The 14,784-nt window shown below is 51.5% G+C and carries 13 protein-coding genes; 3 read left to right on the top strand and 10 right to left on the bottom strand.

Going from position 1 to position 14,784, the window contains the following annotated elements; all coding sequences use genetic code 11:
- Positions 1-5 precede the first annotated feature (5 nt).
- Positions 6-1,397: a M24 family metallopeptidase gene (locus tag BQ7364_RS02510; RefSeq protein ID WP_072683241.1), complete on the bottom strand. Its 1,392-nt coding sequence runs from the start codon at positions 1,395-1,397 to the stop codon at positions 6-8.
- Positions 1,398-1,497: 100 nt separating this feature from the next.
- Between BQ7364_RS02510 and BQ7364_RS02505 the strand changes: the two genes are divergently transcribed.
- Positions 1,498-2,367, top strand: coding sequence for a MurR/RpiR family transcriptional regulator (locus BQ7364_RS02505; RefSeq protein ID WP_072683240.1), 870 nt, complete (start codon positions 1,498-1,500; stop codon positions 2,365-2,367).
- Positions 2,368-2,438: 71 nt separating this feature from the next.
- Here BQ7364_RS02505 and BQ7364_RS02500 read toward each other — a convergent pair whose 3' ends face one another.
- The 4 genes from BQ7364_RS02500 to BQ7364_RS02485 form a co-directional block, all read right to left on the bottom strand.
- A complete protein-coding gene (locus BQ7364_RS02500; RefSeq protein ID WP_072683295.1) occupies positions 2,439-3,887 on the bottom strand; it encodes a M81 family metallopeptidase in 1,449 nt (482 codons plus the stop codon).
- 129 nt (positions 3,888-4,016) lie between these two features.
- Positions 4,017-5,405: a PTS transporter subunit EIIC gene (locus BQ7364_RS02495; RefSeq protein WP_072683239.1), complete on the bottom strand. Its 1,389-nt coding sequence runs from the start codon at positions 5,403-5,405 to the stop codon at positions 4,017-4,019.
- A 363-nt stretch (positions 5,406-5,768) separates the two neighbouring features.
- Positions 5,769-6,596, bottom strand: a complete 828-nt coding sequence (locus BQ7364_RS02490; protein WP_072683238.1) for a PRD domain-containing protein — start codon at positions 6,594-6,596, stop codon at positions 5,769-5,771.
- Between the two features lie 26 nt (positions 6,597-6,622).
- Positions 6,623-7,066, bottom strand: coding sequence for a PTS sugar transporter subunit IIA (locus tag BQ7364_RS02485; protein ID WP_072683237.1), 444 nt, complete (start codon positions 7,064-7,066; stop codon positions 6,623-6,625).
- Positions 7,067-7,926: 860 nt separating this feature from the next.
- Here BQ7364_RS02485 and BQ7364_RS02480 point away from each other — a divergent pair.
- Positions 7,927-8,643, top strand: coding sequence for a LytR/AlgR family response regulator transcription factor (locus tag BQ7364_RS02480; protein ID WP_072683236.1), 717 nt, complete (start codon positions 7,927-7,929; stop codon positions 8,641-8,643).
- Positions 8,644-8,647: 4 nt separating this feature from the next.
- Entirely contained in the window at positions 8,648-9,988 is a 1,341-nt protein-coding gene (locus BQ7364_RS02475) for an ATP-binding protein (RefSeq protein WP_072683235.1), read from the top strand.
- Positions 9,989-10,114: 126 nt separating this feature from the next.
- Here BQ7364_RS02475 and glyA read toward each other — a convergent pair whose 3' ends face one another.
- The 5 genes from glyA to BQ7364_RS02450 all read right to left on the bottom strand — a co-directional run bounded on the left by glyA (position 10,115) and on the right by BQ7364_RS02450 (position 14,773).
- Positions 10,115-11,344, bottom strand: coding sequence for a serine hydroxymethyltransferase (glyA, locus tag BQ7364_RS02470; RefSeq protein ID WP_072683234.1), 1,230 nt, complete (start codon positions 11,342-11,344; stop codon positions 10,115-10,117).
- A gap of 140 nt (positions 11,345-11,484) precedes the next feature.
- Positions 11,485-11,682, bottom strand: coding sequence for a hypothetical protein (locus BQ7364_RS02465; RefSeq protein ID WP_072683233.1), 198 nt, complete (start codon positions 11,680-11,682; stop codon positions 11,485-11,487).
- A gap of 97 nt (positions 11,683-11,779) precedes the next feature.
- A complete protein-coding gene (locus BQ7364_RS02460; protein WP_072683294.1) occupies positions 11,780-12,097 on the bottom strand; it encodes an Imm41 family immunity protein in 318 nt (105 codons plus the stop codon).
- A 145-nt stretch (positions 12,098-12,242) separates the two neighbouring features.
- Positions 12,243-13,604 carry an MATE family efflux transporter gene (locus tag BQ7364_RS02455; RefSeq protein WP_072683232.1) on the bottom strand — a complete coding sequence of 454 codons (1,362 nt, stop codon included), beginning with the start codon at positions 13,602-13,604 and terminating at the stop codon, positions 12,243-12,245.
- Between the two features lie 98 nt (positions 13,605-13,702).
- A complete protein-coding gene (locus BQ7364_RS02450; RefSeq protein WP_072683231.1) occupies positions 13,703-14,773 on the bottom strand; it encodes an SIS domain-containing protein in 1,071 nt (356 codons plus the stop codon).
- Positions 14,774-14,784 lie beyond the last annotated feature (11 nt).

Below are 14,784 nucleotides of genomic sequence, written 5' to 3'. Positions count from 1 at the left end.
CCCGCTTACACGTGTTCTGCAGCAAACGCGCTATCCTTATTTAATAGGAATGGCCGTAAATAAGCGACCGTTGAACACATCGGCAGCACGTCTTGGGAAAGCCGGATGCCCAGCGTTTCTTTCAGGTAGGTCCGCCGCGCCTGCATCCGCTGCCACATCTGCGGATATTCCTGCTGAATCTGACGCTGTAATTCCGCATCCGCCAAAACGACGGTGCTTTCGGCGCTGGTTCCCGGATAGCCGGATACGGACGGGATGATATCAATCTGGAAAAGCATGCCGCTTTTCAGGATTTCCGTGCTGCCTTCATAAACCGGCGAAGCCATCCATTCTTCCTCCGCGCTCAGATGACCCGGGCACAGCGACCAGCCATACTGCGCGCGCGGCAGCACCGTTTCCACCGTGTTGAACAAATCGCCGCCGGTCTGACCGATGTGGATCGTTTCCAGCCATGCCGCATAGGCGCTGAAATACGGGCCAGCCACCCGCTCGAGATAATCGCGTTGGGCTTCCGGCAGTTCGTCCGCATTATGCACCGCGACGCCGGCCCGGCTGCTGGAACCACCGCGGTAGCCGACGGTGAGGGAAATCGGATCGCCCAGCTTGACGGTGTTGGCCGTCGGAAACATATTCGCTTTGACAAAGCGCGGACCACTTGAGGCAATCGTGACGATGCTCGTGTGCTGCCCCTTGCGCACTAACGCGTCGCCCAGCTCCAGCTCGCTGACGCCCAGTTCCAGCTTGTCCATCGCGTCCAGCACGCCATCGGAAGCCAGCGCCGCCGCATATTCGTAATGCGCGATTTCATTCGCGTTGTTGGTCGTACGCACGCCGTTTTCCCCGATAAACAGACCGGTTTCATTACTTAACTGTGCTTCGCCGACGATCGCCTTGACCGCCTCGACGACATAAGAAGGGATATCATAGCTCTGCCGGTTATCCTCCAGCGGACTGGTAAACAGTTTCCAGCCGACTAAGCCGGTGCGCTGCCCTTCGGCGATTCCCGCTTCCTGAAGCAGCGTTTTCAGCGACTTGTCCTGACGATGCGGCTGATTTGGCAGCGAGAACAGCGAGACATGCACGGCCGCGGCTTCGATCCGGGCCTTGGCGACTTTGTTCAGGTTTTCGTTGCCCAAGACCAGCGTTGCCTTTCCGTTGGCATTCAGCACCAGCAGCGCTTCCTCAAAGCGGGTGAAATACCCGACTAAATACTCGAAATTTCCGCCGTGCTCGACATCGCCGTACACGATCAGCTGATCCAACCCACGCGCTTTCATCGCGTCCAGCACTTTCTGTTTGCGCTCGGCGATCGTCTCGTCGCTCAATCCGACCGGCGTGCCCGCGCAGTCCTTTTGCGGTGCGCTCACCTGTTTTAAAACGGCTTTGATTTGTTCCATCGTTTCATTCTCCTTTATCAATGGTTCGCTTCTTTTTCTGCTTCTCTTTCGGCTTTGCCTGCAATCGTGGTATAGTTAAAGCAGAAAAGGAAGATGCGTTGTGAATCTGTTAAAAAAACTTGAAAATCTTGAAAATGTCACGCCCAACGAGCGGATCCTGATCGACGCGATCCTGAAAGACCCGGAAAGCTTTATCGCGGCCAAGCCGAAGGAAATTGCTTCCCTGACCTATGTCTCCGTACCGACGATCTACCGCCTGATCAACAAGCTGGGCTTAAGCGGCGTCAACGACCTGAAGCTGCAGCTGCAGGATGCCCTGCGCTCGGAAACCGAGATTCCGGTGGAAAGCATTGACTTCCCGATTTCCCCAACCGATACGGTCAACGAAATCTTGCTTCATTTAAAGGACGTTTACACCCAGACGATTGAAGACACGCTGAGTCTGTCCGATCAGCAGGTGCTGGTGGACGTGTCGGCGCTGATGAAACAAGCGGCGTTCATCGACGTGTACGCCTCCGCCGGCAATCTCTTTTTCGCCCGGAACTTCCAGTTCCAGATGCAGGAGATCAATGTGAACGTGAACGTTCCCGAAGCGGAATACATGCAGAAATTGTCGGCCGGCAACGCCGACGCCAGCCATCTGTCGATCGTCATTTCGTTCGGCGGCCGGGGCGGCTCGATGAACACCGTCTGTCAGATCTTAAGCGACAATCATTCGCCGATCGTACTGATCACCTCGACCCAGAAAAATCCGCTGACGCGCTTTGCGCTGCATAAGATTTACATGTCGTCGTATGAAAATCATTATCAGAAGATCTCGTCGTTTTCGACGCGGATGACGCTGCTTTATATTCTGGATACGTTGTATTCGATTTACTTCCGGCTCCAATATGACGAGCTGTTAAATCGAAAGCTGACGACGTATGAGAAGATTCACCGGCGGTTAAACCGCCGGGAACCTGAAGATTAGAGAGGACCGGCGTGGAATGCACGCCGGTTTTCTTATGGAAGCTGTGATCTGGTTTGATCGTCAGTTCAAAATTAAATCTGATCGACCGGGAACATCGGACGCATGATCCGCTTGAATGGAATCGAAGCGGTGTCCTGCGGCGTCGCTCCGTCGGTCAGCGACATCACATAGCCGGCGGCGTTCTCTTTCAGATATGGGAAGATATAGCCCTGCTTGACGACTGTCACATCGTAATCCATCCAGTTCACGCCGGCGCTTTCAAACTGAATCGCATGGGCGTAGGATTGACGGTGATTGGCGACGATGACGTCAATCGCCGTGCCTTCCACATGGACGACGACGCACTTGCCAAATGTCTTGGCGATGCCTTCGGTTCCGATCCCGATCGGCCGGACGACCTGTCCCTTGGACAAAACGGTCACTTCCAGCTTGACCTTCTCCGACATCGCGTCGTGCCCCACGCCCAGCTCGATCTCAGTTTTCGTTCCGAGATCCAGCCCATCGAGCAGATCGCATGTCTTCGGATCGCAGATCGAAGCGAACAGAATCCGCTTATCGGACTTGGCCGCCAGTGCCTGCCGCAGGATGAATGTATTCCAGCCCGTCGCGCCGGAGGTCGTGTTATCGCCCGAATCGGTGATGACAAACGGTTTGCCTTCAAAGCCCAGCGCCATCGCCAGCGCGTCTTCCGGTTTTGCGGTCGTGCCGGTGTAATGGAACTCATGCCGCTTGTTCCAGACATAGTCCGCCAGCTTGTCGGCGACTTCTTCGGCATACGCCTGATCTGCCTCTGTGGCCGGGACCACGACGATGCCGCAGCCGGCGACATCGGTGTCATGACGGATGTAGCCGACATGCCAGGAACAGCTCAAAATCCGCGGATCCTGTTCCAGTTCATCAAGATACTGATTGATCGAACGCACCGGCTCATCCGCCGATACGCTCTGTTCCCCACCCAGAATCATCGGCAGCTTGCGGTACACAGAATGAATGTTCTGCCGGTCCTTGACCAGATCGCAGACCATCTGCGCCATCTTCCGCCATGTATCGCGGGAATCGGTGTGCGGAGACTGGCGGTAGCTGCGGATCGCGGTCGTCGCTTCAACATAGTCCTGACACAGGTTGCCATGCGGATCGCAGGCCACCGTGATCGGGATGTACGGCCCGACGAGGTCACGAATCGCCTTGAGGATGTGATGGTCGCCCGAGCCTAAGCCGTCGACCTCGCTCGCGCCGTGAAGCATCAGATAAATCCCGTCGATTTCATGCAGATGCTCGCGCACCGCATTGAGGAAGCACGCTTCGATGTAGTCGAACGTGTGACGCTTGATCACGCCCGAGGCGCCCGATACCGCGTACACCGACGGAATGATTTCAATCCCGGCCTGCTCAAAAATATCGCCGACCTGCATTTTTTCGATCAGCTCGTCGCCGAAAGCGATGTCGAAGGTTGTGATCTCGTCCTTGACGGGAATGTTGGCGTTGGCCTCATTGATAAATTGTCCGATTAATACTTTCATCATTTTACCCTGCGAAGCCTGCCGCTTCGCCCTTTCTTCTAAAATCTGGCGAACTCCTGTATTGGGGGTCCGTTTAAACAAACGCTGCCGGAATGAAGCATCCCGACAGCGTGAAGTGAAGCCTGATTTTTATTTCGCTGCCTTTTTCATATCCCGGCTGAGAATGACTTTCGTCGCCGTGAAGGAAACGATCGTCGCAATCGCCGCGACCAGGATCGCGATCCAGACATAATGCAGACCGCCGTTCTGATCAACGAAGAACAACAACGTCAGATATCCCGGACAGCCGCCCTGAACGAACGTTCTCAAGCCGAACAGACCTGCGACTAAGCCCGCGGAAACCGCGCCGATGGCTGTGCCGATCAACGCTTTCGGCCGCGACAGCAGCGCGCCGTAGAAGGCCGGCTCAGTAACACCGCACAGCGCCGTGACGCCGAAGGAAGCGATCATGCCCTTCTGCGCCTTGTTGTCTTTGATCGTCGTCGCGACTGCCAGGGCCGTGCCGCCGATGCAGATGTTGGAAACGAAGCCCATAATGCCGGTGACGGAGTTGTAGCCGAGGTTGGCGATCAGTTCGATGCCGATCGGAGACAGACCCTTATCCAAACCAAACATAACCATGTACGGATAGATCGCCGACAGGATCGGCTGAGCGATAAAGCCGAGCGTATTGGTCAGCCAGATGCAGAAGGCCGCAATGTAGCCGGACAGCTGGTTGCCGATCGGGCCTAAAACGATTAACGTAACCGGAACGACGACAATCATCGTGATCAGCGGCGTTAAGAAGAACGTCAGCGCTTCCGGAATGATCTTCTTCAGAACCTTCTGGACATAGTACATGAAGAAGACGCCCAGCACGATCGGAATGACGGTCGAGCTGTAAGAAACCTGCGGAATGCCGATGCCGAAGAAGTCGGTGACGGTTCCGGTCGCAAAGCGCGGAGCGATCAGCGTCGCGCCTAAGAAGGCGCCCATGATCGGCTGCATCTTTAATTGGGAAGCTAACGTATAGCCGACGTAAACCGGCAGGAAGGCAAAGCCGGCGTCAAAGATCATCAGCATCAGCTGTGCTGTGCCGCTGTCAACGCCCATGCCGAAGTAGTTGACCAACAGGTTCTTGATCGCCAGGATCATACCGCCGGTGATCATCGCCGGAACGACCGGCATGAAGATCGGAGCGACGAAGTTGCCGAACTTGTTCAGGTAGTACATCGCGTTCTTCGGTCCGGTTTCTTCCTCTTCCTCCGCGGCGACGGCGCCGCCTTCTCTCCATCCGGAGATTTCCAGGAATTCTTCGTAAGCGTCATGAACGCCCGGGCCGATGATGATCTGGATCTGCTTGTCTTTGTTGACGATGCCGGCGGATCCCGGAAGATCTTTCAAGCCTTCCTCATTGACGACGCTCTTGCGGGCGTAGCTGATCCGCAGACGTGTTGCGCAGTGCGTGACGTGCGTGATGTTCTCCACGCCGCCTAAAGCTTCCAGTGCTTTTCTGGATAACTCTTCATATTTCCCCATACTTGGTGATTTCTCCTTTCAAATCTTTTTTGGATTTGCTGGCTGAAACGGAGCTTGGAAGTTCTGACGGTCAGCCTGCCTCAGCACCTTCGCGAAAGACGCCTGGCAAAGCGTGAAACATTGTGGAAACAGGCCGTCTGATGCGCGGCTTCCTGGCCGCCCGGAATCGACTTTCGTCCTTTTTCCCTTCTGTTTCTTTCTGACCGGCACGTCCTCATTTCCAATGGAAAGTCCCGTCTTAAGCCGGTAATCTTCCCAGGCCAGCTGAGCCTGTTTGAAATGAACGTGCGCTGATAAAACTTCCAGTCCTTTTTCAAAACCTTTATTACACAGCCCGCTCGGATGAGGGCTGGCAATAACCTGTTATTCGGTCAGGCGGATCAGATGGATCATGATATACAGCTTTTCATCCGTACTGACCTCATAGCTGTACTGTTCCTTGATCCGCTGCGCGATCCGCTCGATACATGCGGTTTCGCGCGGATGCGTTTGTTCGAACACCTGATAGGTGCTCAGATTGTAGTCGGACTTGGTGCTGAGATATTCGTTATTGACAACGCGCTGGGCAAAGAAGCGGCAATGCGTGATAAAGCGGTCGCACTGGCCGTTTTCCGTATCGACGTGAAAATCCTCGCGCACGATGTTGAGGATATCCTCAATCACCGCTGTGATTTCATACATCTGCTGCATATTGGAATCCAGCTCGGCGTTGATGATATGCAGGGCGATGAAGCTTGCCTCTCCATCGTCGATGTCGATTTTCAATTTCTGCCGCAGCAGCTCCGTGACTTTCAAGCCCAGCCGGTATTCCTCTTTATACAGCGATTTGACGTTGAGCAGCAGCGTTGGATCAAAGACAATTCCCATCTTGACCCGTTCGATCATGTTGGCGATGTGGTCGGTCAGCGTGACGTAGATGGAATCGTTGATGCGTTTAGTTGACTGCGTCTTGATATAATCAATAATTTCTTCTGAAACCAGAATCGTTTTATACGGGACTTCCTGAACGAGCGTCTTGAATTTCTGGCCGACGTCGTCCTGAAGCTCAAATTTCTTTTCAATCCGGCCTTCCACGACTTTACTTCCGCGGGTCATGCCGAAGGCAATTCCCCGGCCGACCAGGATGATTTCGTCCCCCGCTTCATTCTCCGAGAGGATGACATTGTTATTGTAAATCTGTTTGATGATCACAGAGCCACCTCGCTTTCCGCGTTACGTTATGCTTCGATTTCAAATAAAGCTTCGCCCGGTTTTACATTTTCCTCACCTTTCAGCAGCTTTACTTTGCGGTTGATTGCCAGAATCGGAACGATCGTGTCGCAGCCTTTCTTCCGGATGTAATCCCAATCGACAAGCGTCAGAAGATCGCCCGGACGCACATGATCGCCGACCTGCACCTTTGTTTTAAATGGCGTTCCCCCCAACATGACGGTGTCGATGCCGATATGCAGCAGAATTTCAACATCCTTCTCCGTTTTAATGCCGATTGCGTGCTGGGTTTCATAAACCATCGTGATCTCGCCGGCGACCGGACTGTAAATTTCACTGGCTTCCGGTTCGACCGCAATTCCATCCCCCAGCATCCGCTGAGAAAACATTTCATCCGCAACATGGTCCAGATTGACCGTTTTGCCCGCTAACGGGCTATAACAGATTTCCATCGCTAAACCTCCTTGGAAAAAAGAAAAAACCAATTTGCAGAGAAGACATAAAAGTCCTCTTGCAAATTGGTTTTGCTTGTTTTATTGAACAATAACAATCCAATTACACCGTCATTGTAAGCGATACCACGAGAAGTTGTCAATAAGAATTTTCCATTTTTTTACTTCGAAGAGACCGTGGTCTTTGCACCGCTGCCGGTTTGAATGTAAGCTTAAACTGCACTTAATTATCACTTTATAAATCGTTAAACAGCCGCAGCCGGCGAGCTGGATTGATACCGGACTTTTCCGATCTGTCCCCAGCCTGTATTAAGGATATTCCTGACGTCAAGAGGGAAAACAGGCAAAGTCCATCCCTCCTCCTTTTTGATCCGGCTCAAAACTTTATGATATTAGCTTGAGATTTTTTATCATAAAGCAACATTTTTCCAGACTTTTTTTGAAGAAAAAAGCAGAAGAAAGAACGGATGGACAGGATGATTTTCAGCCCTGGCCGTTCGCTTTGGATTCATTGGTGTTTTAGACGCGGGAACGAAAACGGATCGACTCCTCTGAAAAGAAAAAGCAACACATTTCAGAGTTTTGAGGCTGTACAATTTTCAATCCTTCGCTAATGATATAATAAAACAGGATTTCAGCCTCAGCCGTTCAAAGTTCAGATTTGCCTTATAATTCAGGCTTTTTGTTGCTTCACAGATTAGGCATTCCTGTTTTTTTAACAATTTATTATCAAATTAATCATAAAATAAAAATTGTTAAAAAAAATCTGTTATAATAAAGAAAACAAAGGAAATCGAACAATCCATTCCCTTATCCCGATCATGCATCGGCTTGCATGCGGATCGAAAGGAGCAATCGTTATGAAAATTGCGGTTATCGACGACTCAGCAGAAGATCGGAAGCTGCTGGCTGAAAAAATTCAAAATTTCTGCCTACGCGAATCGCTGATCTATGAGATCCGTTCATTTTCTTCAGGAAATGAATTTCTGTTGGCTTCACGTACGGACTGGGATATCATTTTCCTGGATATTTTCATGAACGAAATCGACGGCATGACCGTGGCCCGGACGCTGCGGGGAAACAACGTCAGTTCTTTAATCGTGTTCACCACCTCCAGCCGCGACTATGCGATTGAGAGCTATGATGTGCGGGCTTTTCATTATCTGGTCAAGCCCATCGAGCAGGACAAACTTGACGAAGTTCTGCGCTTGAGCGAAAAGTCGATTCGTTCCCGCAATCATTACATCGAAGTCAAGGAAGGCCGGATCATGTCGCGCATTTTAATCCGCGATATCATGTATACCGACTATTACAATCATTACATTCAAATCCATACGCCCGGCCGGATGATCAAAACCTATATGTCCTTCGCGGAATTTTCACCGCTGCTTTTGAAATACAAACAGTTTCTCAGTCCCTACCGCAACTGCATGATCAACATGGATTATGTGCAGCAGATGGACGATCATGACTTTTTGATGAAGGATCAGGTGCAGATCCCGATCAACCGTGCGCGCAAGAGTGAAATCCGGCAGGCGTATGCCGATTATTCGTTTAAACGCCTGAGCGAGGGGTAAGCCTATGTCGCTTCCGGATTACTTTTTAAGCTTGGGCACCCGGCTGGCGCCCTATTTGTTTTTGATCTTAATTCCGTTTCGGAATCATCTGCGCTGTTCCTTCCGTCAAAGTGTGCTGTATGCATTCCTGCTTTATCTGGGAACGACGCTGAGCGTTTATCTTTTAGGCGAAACGTATGGAATCGATTCGATCTGGATGTTTCCGTTTACCTGTTTCTTCCTTGGGGTCTGTCTCTTTCTGGCCTATCACATCCTGCGCACGTCGATGCGCAAGCTCCTGTTTCTGATCTTGTTGATTGAGAATTATTCCGATATTGTCTTAATGTTCTCGGAAATTCTGGAGATCCATTGCGGGCCGCTTTTTACCGGTTTATCGGCAGTGGGGCTGGTTTCGCTCTGCCGGATTCTCGTCTTTGCCCTCAGTGCTCCGTTAATGGCGCATTTTCTCTGCCATCAGGTCCTGCCGGTCTGGGAACATGAGGACACGCCGGAAATCTGGAGTATGTTATGGCTGATTCCCGCTTCGTTCTATCTTATTTACCGGCTGGGGTTTACCTCGTCGATCACCGTGCTGCACAGCGAGATCACATCCCCGCTGTTGTTGGCGATCGTCTGGACTGCGGGGACGTTTCTCTCCTATTACGCCACCCTCAGCATGATCAATTTCAACGAAGAAAAACGGCAGCTCCAGCAGCAGCTGCAGGTCCAGGAGTATCAGGTGCTGATCCGCAACAAGCAGGCGGAACGGCTGGCCGCCAGCATCGCCACTACACGGCAGACGCGGCATGATCTGCATCATTACCTGCTGACGCTGAAGACGTATATGGATCATGGGGAAACGGAAAAACTGCGGGATTCACTGAATCAGTTCATCAACAATTTTGAATCTTCGGTGAAAACGCCGGTCTGCGAGAATTTGTTATTCAGCGCCATCGTGCGGTATTACATGGAGATGGCAGAGGAGAGTGGAATTGAATTTACTTCGTCGATCGTATTGCCGCCGGCATTGGCGATCAAGGATACGGATTTAACCGTGATTCTGGGCAACATGCTGGAAAATGCGATTGAGGCTTGTTTACGGCAAAAAGCGGGGGAAACACAGTTCATCGAGATCAAAAGCCGGATGCAGGGAAATAACGGACTGGTTCTGCAATGCCGCAACAGCTATAATGGTCAGATCCAGAAGCAGGATGAGACGTTCCTGTCGTCCAAGCGGGAAGGGGAAGGCATCGGTCTTTCTTCCATCCGCACATTATGCACAAAATATCACGGTGTTTTAAAAATCACGCCGAACGATGATACGTTTACCGTCAACCTGTTGTTGAATTTACCTGCCGCCGCCTGATTTTCTCTCCGGCAGAGGCGAATTCGGCAATTTCAAAAATTCTGTAAAAAAGTCCCGCGCTGTCTGGAAATCGGATGATTCCATTACAGCTCAGGACTTTTTGTTTCCCTTCGGCTACCGCGTCATTCAGGATTCCCGGATCAGCGGATAGCGCGAGGTCATTTCAATGACTTCCTGACGCAGCTTCGCTTTCAAAGCTTCGTCTTCCGGGTGCTTGAGCACCATCGTAATCCAGCGGGCAACCTGACGGAATTCCTCTTCCTGAAAGCCGCGCGTCGTCATCGCCGCACTGCCCAATCGGATACCGCTGGTCACAAACGGTTTTTCCTGATCGAAGGGAATCGTGTTTTTATTGCAGGTGATGTTGATTTCATCCAGCAGGGCTTCGGCTTGCTTGCCCGTGATGCCATAGGAAGATCTCACATCAGCCAGGATCAGATGGTTATCCGTACCACCGGTCACAATCCGCAAGCCTTCCTGCTGGAGCGTCTTGCAGAAAGCCTGACAGTTGGCCATGATCTGGCGGGCATAATCGGTGAATTCTGACTTCAGCGCCTCGCCGAAGCACACCGCTTTTCCAGCGATCACATGCATCAGCGGGCCGCCCTGAATGCCCGGGAAGACGTTGCGGTCGAGATCTCTGGCAAATTCCTGTTTGCACAGAATGATGCCGCCGCGCGGGCCGCGCAGGGTTTTATGGGTTGTGGACGTGACGAAATGGGCATAAGGCACCGGGCTCATGTGCAGCCCTGCCGCGACTAAACCGGCAATATGCGCCATATCGACCATCAGGTACGCGCCAGCTTCATCGGCAATTTCCCGGAATTTCTTAAAGTCAATCTCCCGCGGATAGGCGCTGGCGCCGGCCACAATCAGCTTCGGCTTCACCTCCAGAGCGATCCGGCGCAGTTCCTCATAATTAATTTGTTCGGTTTCTTTATCCACGCCGTAGCTGTGGAACTCGTACAGCCGACCGGAGAAATTCAGCTGATGCCCATGCGTCAGATGGCCGCCGGAGCTTAAATCCATGCCCAGCACTTTATCGCCCGGCTGTAAGATTGTCATATACACCGCCATGTTGGCCTGGGAGCCGGAATGCGGCTGGACGTTGGCATGTTCGGCATGAAATAATTCGCACAGCCGGTCGCGGGCCAGATTTTCAATGATATCGACGTCCACACAGCCGCCGTAATAGCGCCGTCCCGGATAACCTTCGGCGTATTTGTTGGTCAGGATGGAACCGACGGCTTCCAAAACATCCCGGGAGACATAGTTTTCAGAAGCGATTAATTCAATGTTATGGGTCTGGCGCTGAGTTTCCAGCTCAATCGCCTTGCGGACTGCGGCATCATGCATATCAAGATCCTCTCTTTCTCGTTCTTAATGTCTTGATTATACCATGCTTTGCGCTTTAGCGAAGCTAAACGCTTCGACAATGTATTCCGGTTTTAATTCCTGAATTTTTAATTGATCAATAACGGCGGAAAGGCTTGAATTCAACAGAGATTCTGAGTCGATGACACCTTTAAACAACGCTGATTTTCTTCATCGTCGGGCAGGCCGCTGATCAACAGACCAAATTCAGGCGCGCCGCGAAGACCGCCCATCGAAAGAAATAAATCGTTAACTCGCTTGATTTGCATTAAAAGTATGCCGCCGATGGTTAGAAATCCGCCTGTCAGAATATTCTTCATATTCTCCTCATCCCCTCAATGACTTGCCTGTTCATGCAAACACATCTATAATCTGAAAATCGAATCAATCAGCTCGGATCGACGCTCTTTGTTTTTCTCAATCACATTGAAAGTAATGAAACACAGTTTTTTCAAGTAGTTCCAGCTTTTCACTGTTATCGGAAGGCAGATTGGAAATTGAACTCAGATCCTGAGGATCAAAATGATAGAGAAGATGTTTTAACACTTGCCCATAAACAAAGACGATTTTAGAGGAAACTGCCTGATCACGTGGACGAAGCCGGGATAAAGAGGAAATACAGCCGCATAGTTCCAGAAATGCCGCTTCATGAAAATTATTTTCTTCATGGAAATAATAAAGGAAGCTTCCGTCTTCCGCTTTCCAGTTCGCATTCAATATCTCCAGCGCATCCATGATATTCTCTTCTTTCATAAGTTTTATTTTTCTTCATCTTATCACGCAAAACGGCTATGGACAACGATATTTTTCTCAGTCTGGATCATGTGTTTCCAATTTTCTTCCAGCAGAAAAGGAGTCCATGATCTTTAAAATTTGTAGATCATTCCGTCAGATTGACAAGCCACTTCTCTTTCCGGACCAAATGATAAGCCAACGTTAACTTTGCCAACTCGGTCATTTGTCCGATCAAATACATCTGCATGATATTCAATCCGGTAAAATACGTCAGCATCCCGATCAATGGAAGATTCACCAGCCACATAAACCCAGAATCCACAAACAGAGTGGAGCGCGTATCCCCGCCGGCCCGTAAGATGAAATAACATTGCGTATTTGCGGTATAGGTCCAGAACATCACTGCCATGACCCGCAGCATTTGAGCTGCAATCTGTTTGGCCTGCGCACTGACCTGATACCAGGACGGTACGACAAACGAAGTTCCAAACATCACAAAGGAAAAAAGAACCGCGAGAAAGACTGAAAAAGCCAGAAGCTGATAGGCCCGATCCCGCGCTTCTTCCATCCGATCCGCGCCTAAAGGCTTGGAAACCAGAATCGTGGTTGCCGTAGCCAATCCGCCAAACAAGACAAAGAACAGGTCACTGATCGTATTCGCAATCGAATATTCCGCCATGACCTCAGGTCCGCGTTGGGAATAGAATTTAAACAACGTTGCCATGCCCAGCGACCACATCAGTTCGTTCAAGGCCAGCGGCAGCGCTTTTTTAAAGATCGTCCACGCTAAAGAACGTGGTATCGCAAACAAATCGCGCAAGCTGGTTTTAAACGCAAACGGCTTGTGCTTCAGGAAATAAAGATAAAGCGCGGCTTCCATCAATCGGGCAATCACTGTTGCCAGCGCCGCTCCCCGCACGCCCAGAGCAGGAAATCCAAAGTGGCCAAAGATCAGCCCATAGTTCAGCAGCGTGTTGATTAAAACCGCGCCGGCGCTGATCACTAACGGCAGGCGAGGTTCTCCGGCAGCCCGCATCGCGCTCGCTGCGGTTAACGAAAGCGCCGTTGGGGGCAAGGTCCACGCCGCCATCGCCATATACCGGCTTCCAGCCGCAACAACCTCCGGGACATTCGTAAAAAATCCCAGGATTAACGCGGGAGCCACGGCTTCCGCCAGCCAGAACGGAATCAGAATAAAACCAGCCGCAAGCAATGAAAACCGGAAGGTCTGCTTCATCCGTTCAGAGTCCTCCGCACCCCAGAACTGCGCGATAAAAATTGCCGCGGCAGCTAATAATCCATTCACCGCGAAAATCGCAATCATCGTAAAACGGTTCACCGCCGCGACCCCGCTGTGGGCCTCGTTGCCCAACTGCCCTACCATCAGATTATCCACCAGATTGACCGAGCTGGTGATCAGCTGCTGAAACATCAGCGGAATTCCCACCGCCAGCGCCGTCCTGTAAAACTGCCGGTCCCCAATCCACCGGCTCTTGCTTCTCTGCATTGACTTTTCCTCCTGTCCTCCGCCGCTTTGACGTCAAAACAAAGACAGCCAGGACGCGACGCCCCGGCTGCCGATGCCTTCAACCTTGCAAGAAAGCCTTACGCTTCGTTATGCGTGTTGAAATATTTTGTTTCTGAATGATACGACATATCCGCCAGATCAATGCCGTAATCTACCGCCAGCCGGTAAGCCAGAACCTGAACGACCGGGGAAAGCTCCAGAAAGATGAATTCCCCACCCGCCAGCTGAATCGGAAGATCGCTTCCGTCGATTGGATTTTCACCGATCAGATAGCCATAACCCAGCTCATTCTTCGCAAACGTCGCCAGCTGATGCGCGCGCACGTCTTCCCGGCCACCGTCATGCAGGACAATGACGCAGTTGGATGGCGTATAGCCCATCGTCGGACCATGCATGCCATCGTCAAATTCATAGCCGACGCCAATCCGACGCTTCGAGATTTCCAGAATCTTTAACGCTCCTTCTAATGCTACACCCCACAGCGAATCCACGCCGTAAAGGGTGAAGGTTTCCGCCGCCATCAGCTTTTCCTGATTCCGATCAAACCAGGCCATTGCTTCCCTGACAATCGCCGTATGGTGTCCGATACCGGCCTGCGCCTGATCAAGATAGACCGCTGCCTGATCGTCTGTCAGCACGCCGCGGGCTTTCCCGATGGCCATGCCCATCAACATCTGAGTTAAAACGCTGGAACAGTAGCCGATCGTGCGCATCAGATATTCCTCAACCCCATTGCGCTGATTGATAAAGACGTCGACCATCTTGGTGATCGGACTGTCCTCGCCATCGGTCACCGCCGCTGTCAAATAGCCCAGCTTTGTGATCTTCTCCGCTGCCATGCAGGTCAGCGTCGAGGTGCCGGAGTGGGAAGTAAAGACATAGAAGGCGTTCGGATTATAAGCAAAGCAGTTGTAAAGCAGCTCATTCGGCAGCACGCAGATCGTCTGCAGGCCCGAAGTTTTCTCGATAAACCGGCGGGCTGTGACGGCGCTGGTGTTGGACGTGCCGGAGCCGATCAGTAAGATCTGATTGATTTCCGGATGTGCTTTGACGGCTTGCGTCAGCGCTGCGAATGTTTCCTCACGATGGTTTAAAATATCGGTGCAGACCGCCGGGATCCGATTGATGACTTCAAGCATGGTAACCATAGAATAATTCC

Origin of the sequence: Holdemania sp. Marseille-P2844 (assembly GCF_900120005.1) — a bacterium.
Taxonomy (GTDB): domain Bacteria; phylum Bacillota_I; class Bacilli_A; order Erysipelotrichales; family Erysipelotrichaceae; genus Holdemania.
This window is presented reverse-complemented; position numbering and strand designations above follow the sequence as displayed.

Coding starts and splice junctions, on each gene's coding strand:
- BQ7364_RS02510 (WP_072683241.1), bottom strand. CDS start 1,397: ATGGAACAAATCAAAGCCGTTTTAAAACAGGTGAGCGCACCGCAAAAG.
- BQ7364_RS02500 (WP_072683295.1), bottom strand. CDS start 3,887: ATGAAAGTATTAATCGGACAATTTATCAATGAGGCCAACGCCAACATT.
- BQ7364_RS02495 (WP_072683239.1), bottom strand. CDS start 5,405: ATGGGGAAATATGAAGAGTTATCCAGAAAAGCACTGGAAGCTTTAGGC.
- BQ7364_RS02485 (WP_072683237.1), bottom strand. CDS start 7,066: ATGGAAATCTGTTATAGCCCGTTAGCGGGCAAAACGGTCAATCTGGAC.
- BQ7364_RS02480 (WP_072683236.1), top strand. CDS start 7,927: ATGAAAATTGCGGTTATCGACGACTCAGCAGAAGATCGGAAGCTGCTG.
- BQ7364_RS02475 (WP_072683235.1), top strand. CDS start 8,648: ATGTCGCTTCCGGATTACTTTTTAAGCTTGGGCACCCGGCTGGCGCCC.
- glyA (WP_072683234.1), bottom strand. CDS start 11,344: ATGCATGATGCCGCAGTCCGCAAGGCGATTGAGCTGGAAACTCAGCGC.
- BQ7364_RS02465 (WP_072683233.1), bottom strand. CDS start 11,682: ATGAAGAATATTCTGACAGGCGGATTTCTAACCATCGGCGGCATACTT.
- BQ7364_RS02460 (WP_072683294.1), bottom strand. CDS start 12,097: ATGGATGCGCTGGAGATATTGAATGCGAACTGGAAAGCGGAAGACGGA.
- BQ7364_RS02455 (WP_072683232.1), bottom strand. CDS start 13,604: ATGCAGAGAAGCAAGAGCCGGTGGATTGGGGACCGGCAGTTTTACAGG.
- BQ7364_RS02450 (WP_072683231.1), bottom strand. CDS start 14,773: ATGGTTACCATGCTTGAAGTCATCAATCGGATCCCGGCGGTCTGCACC.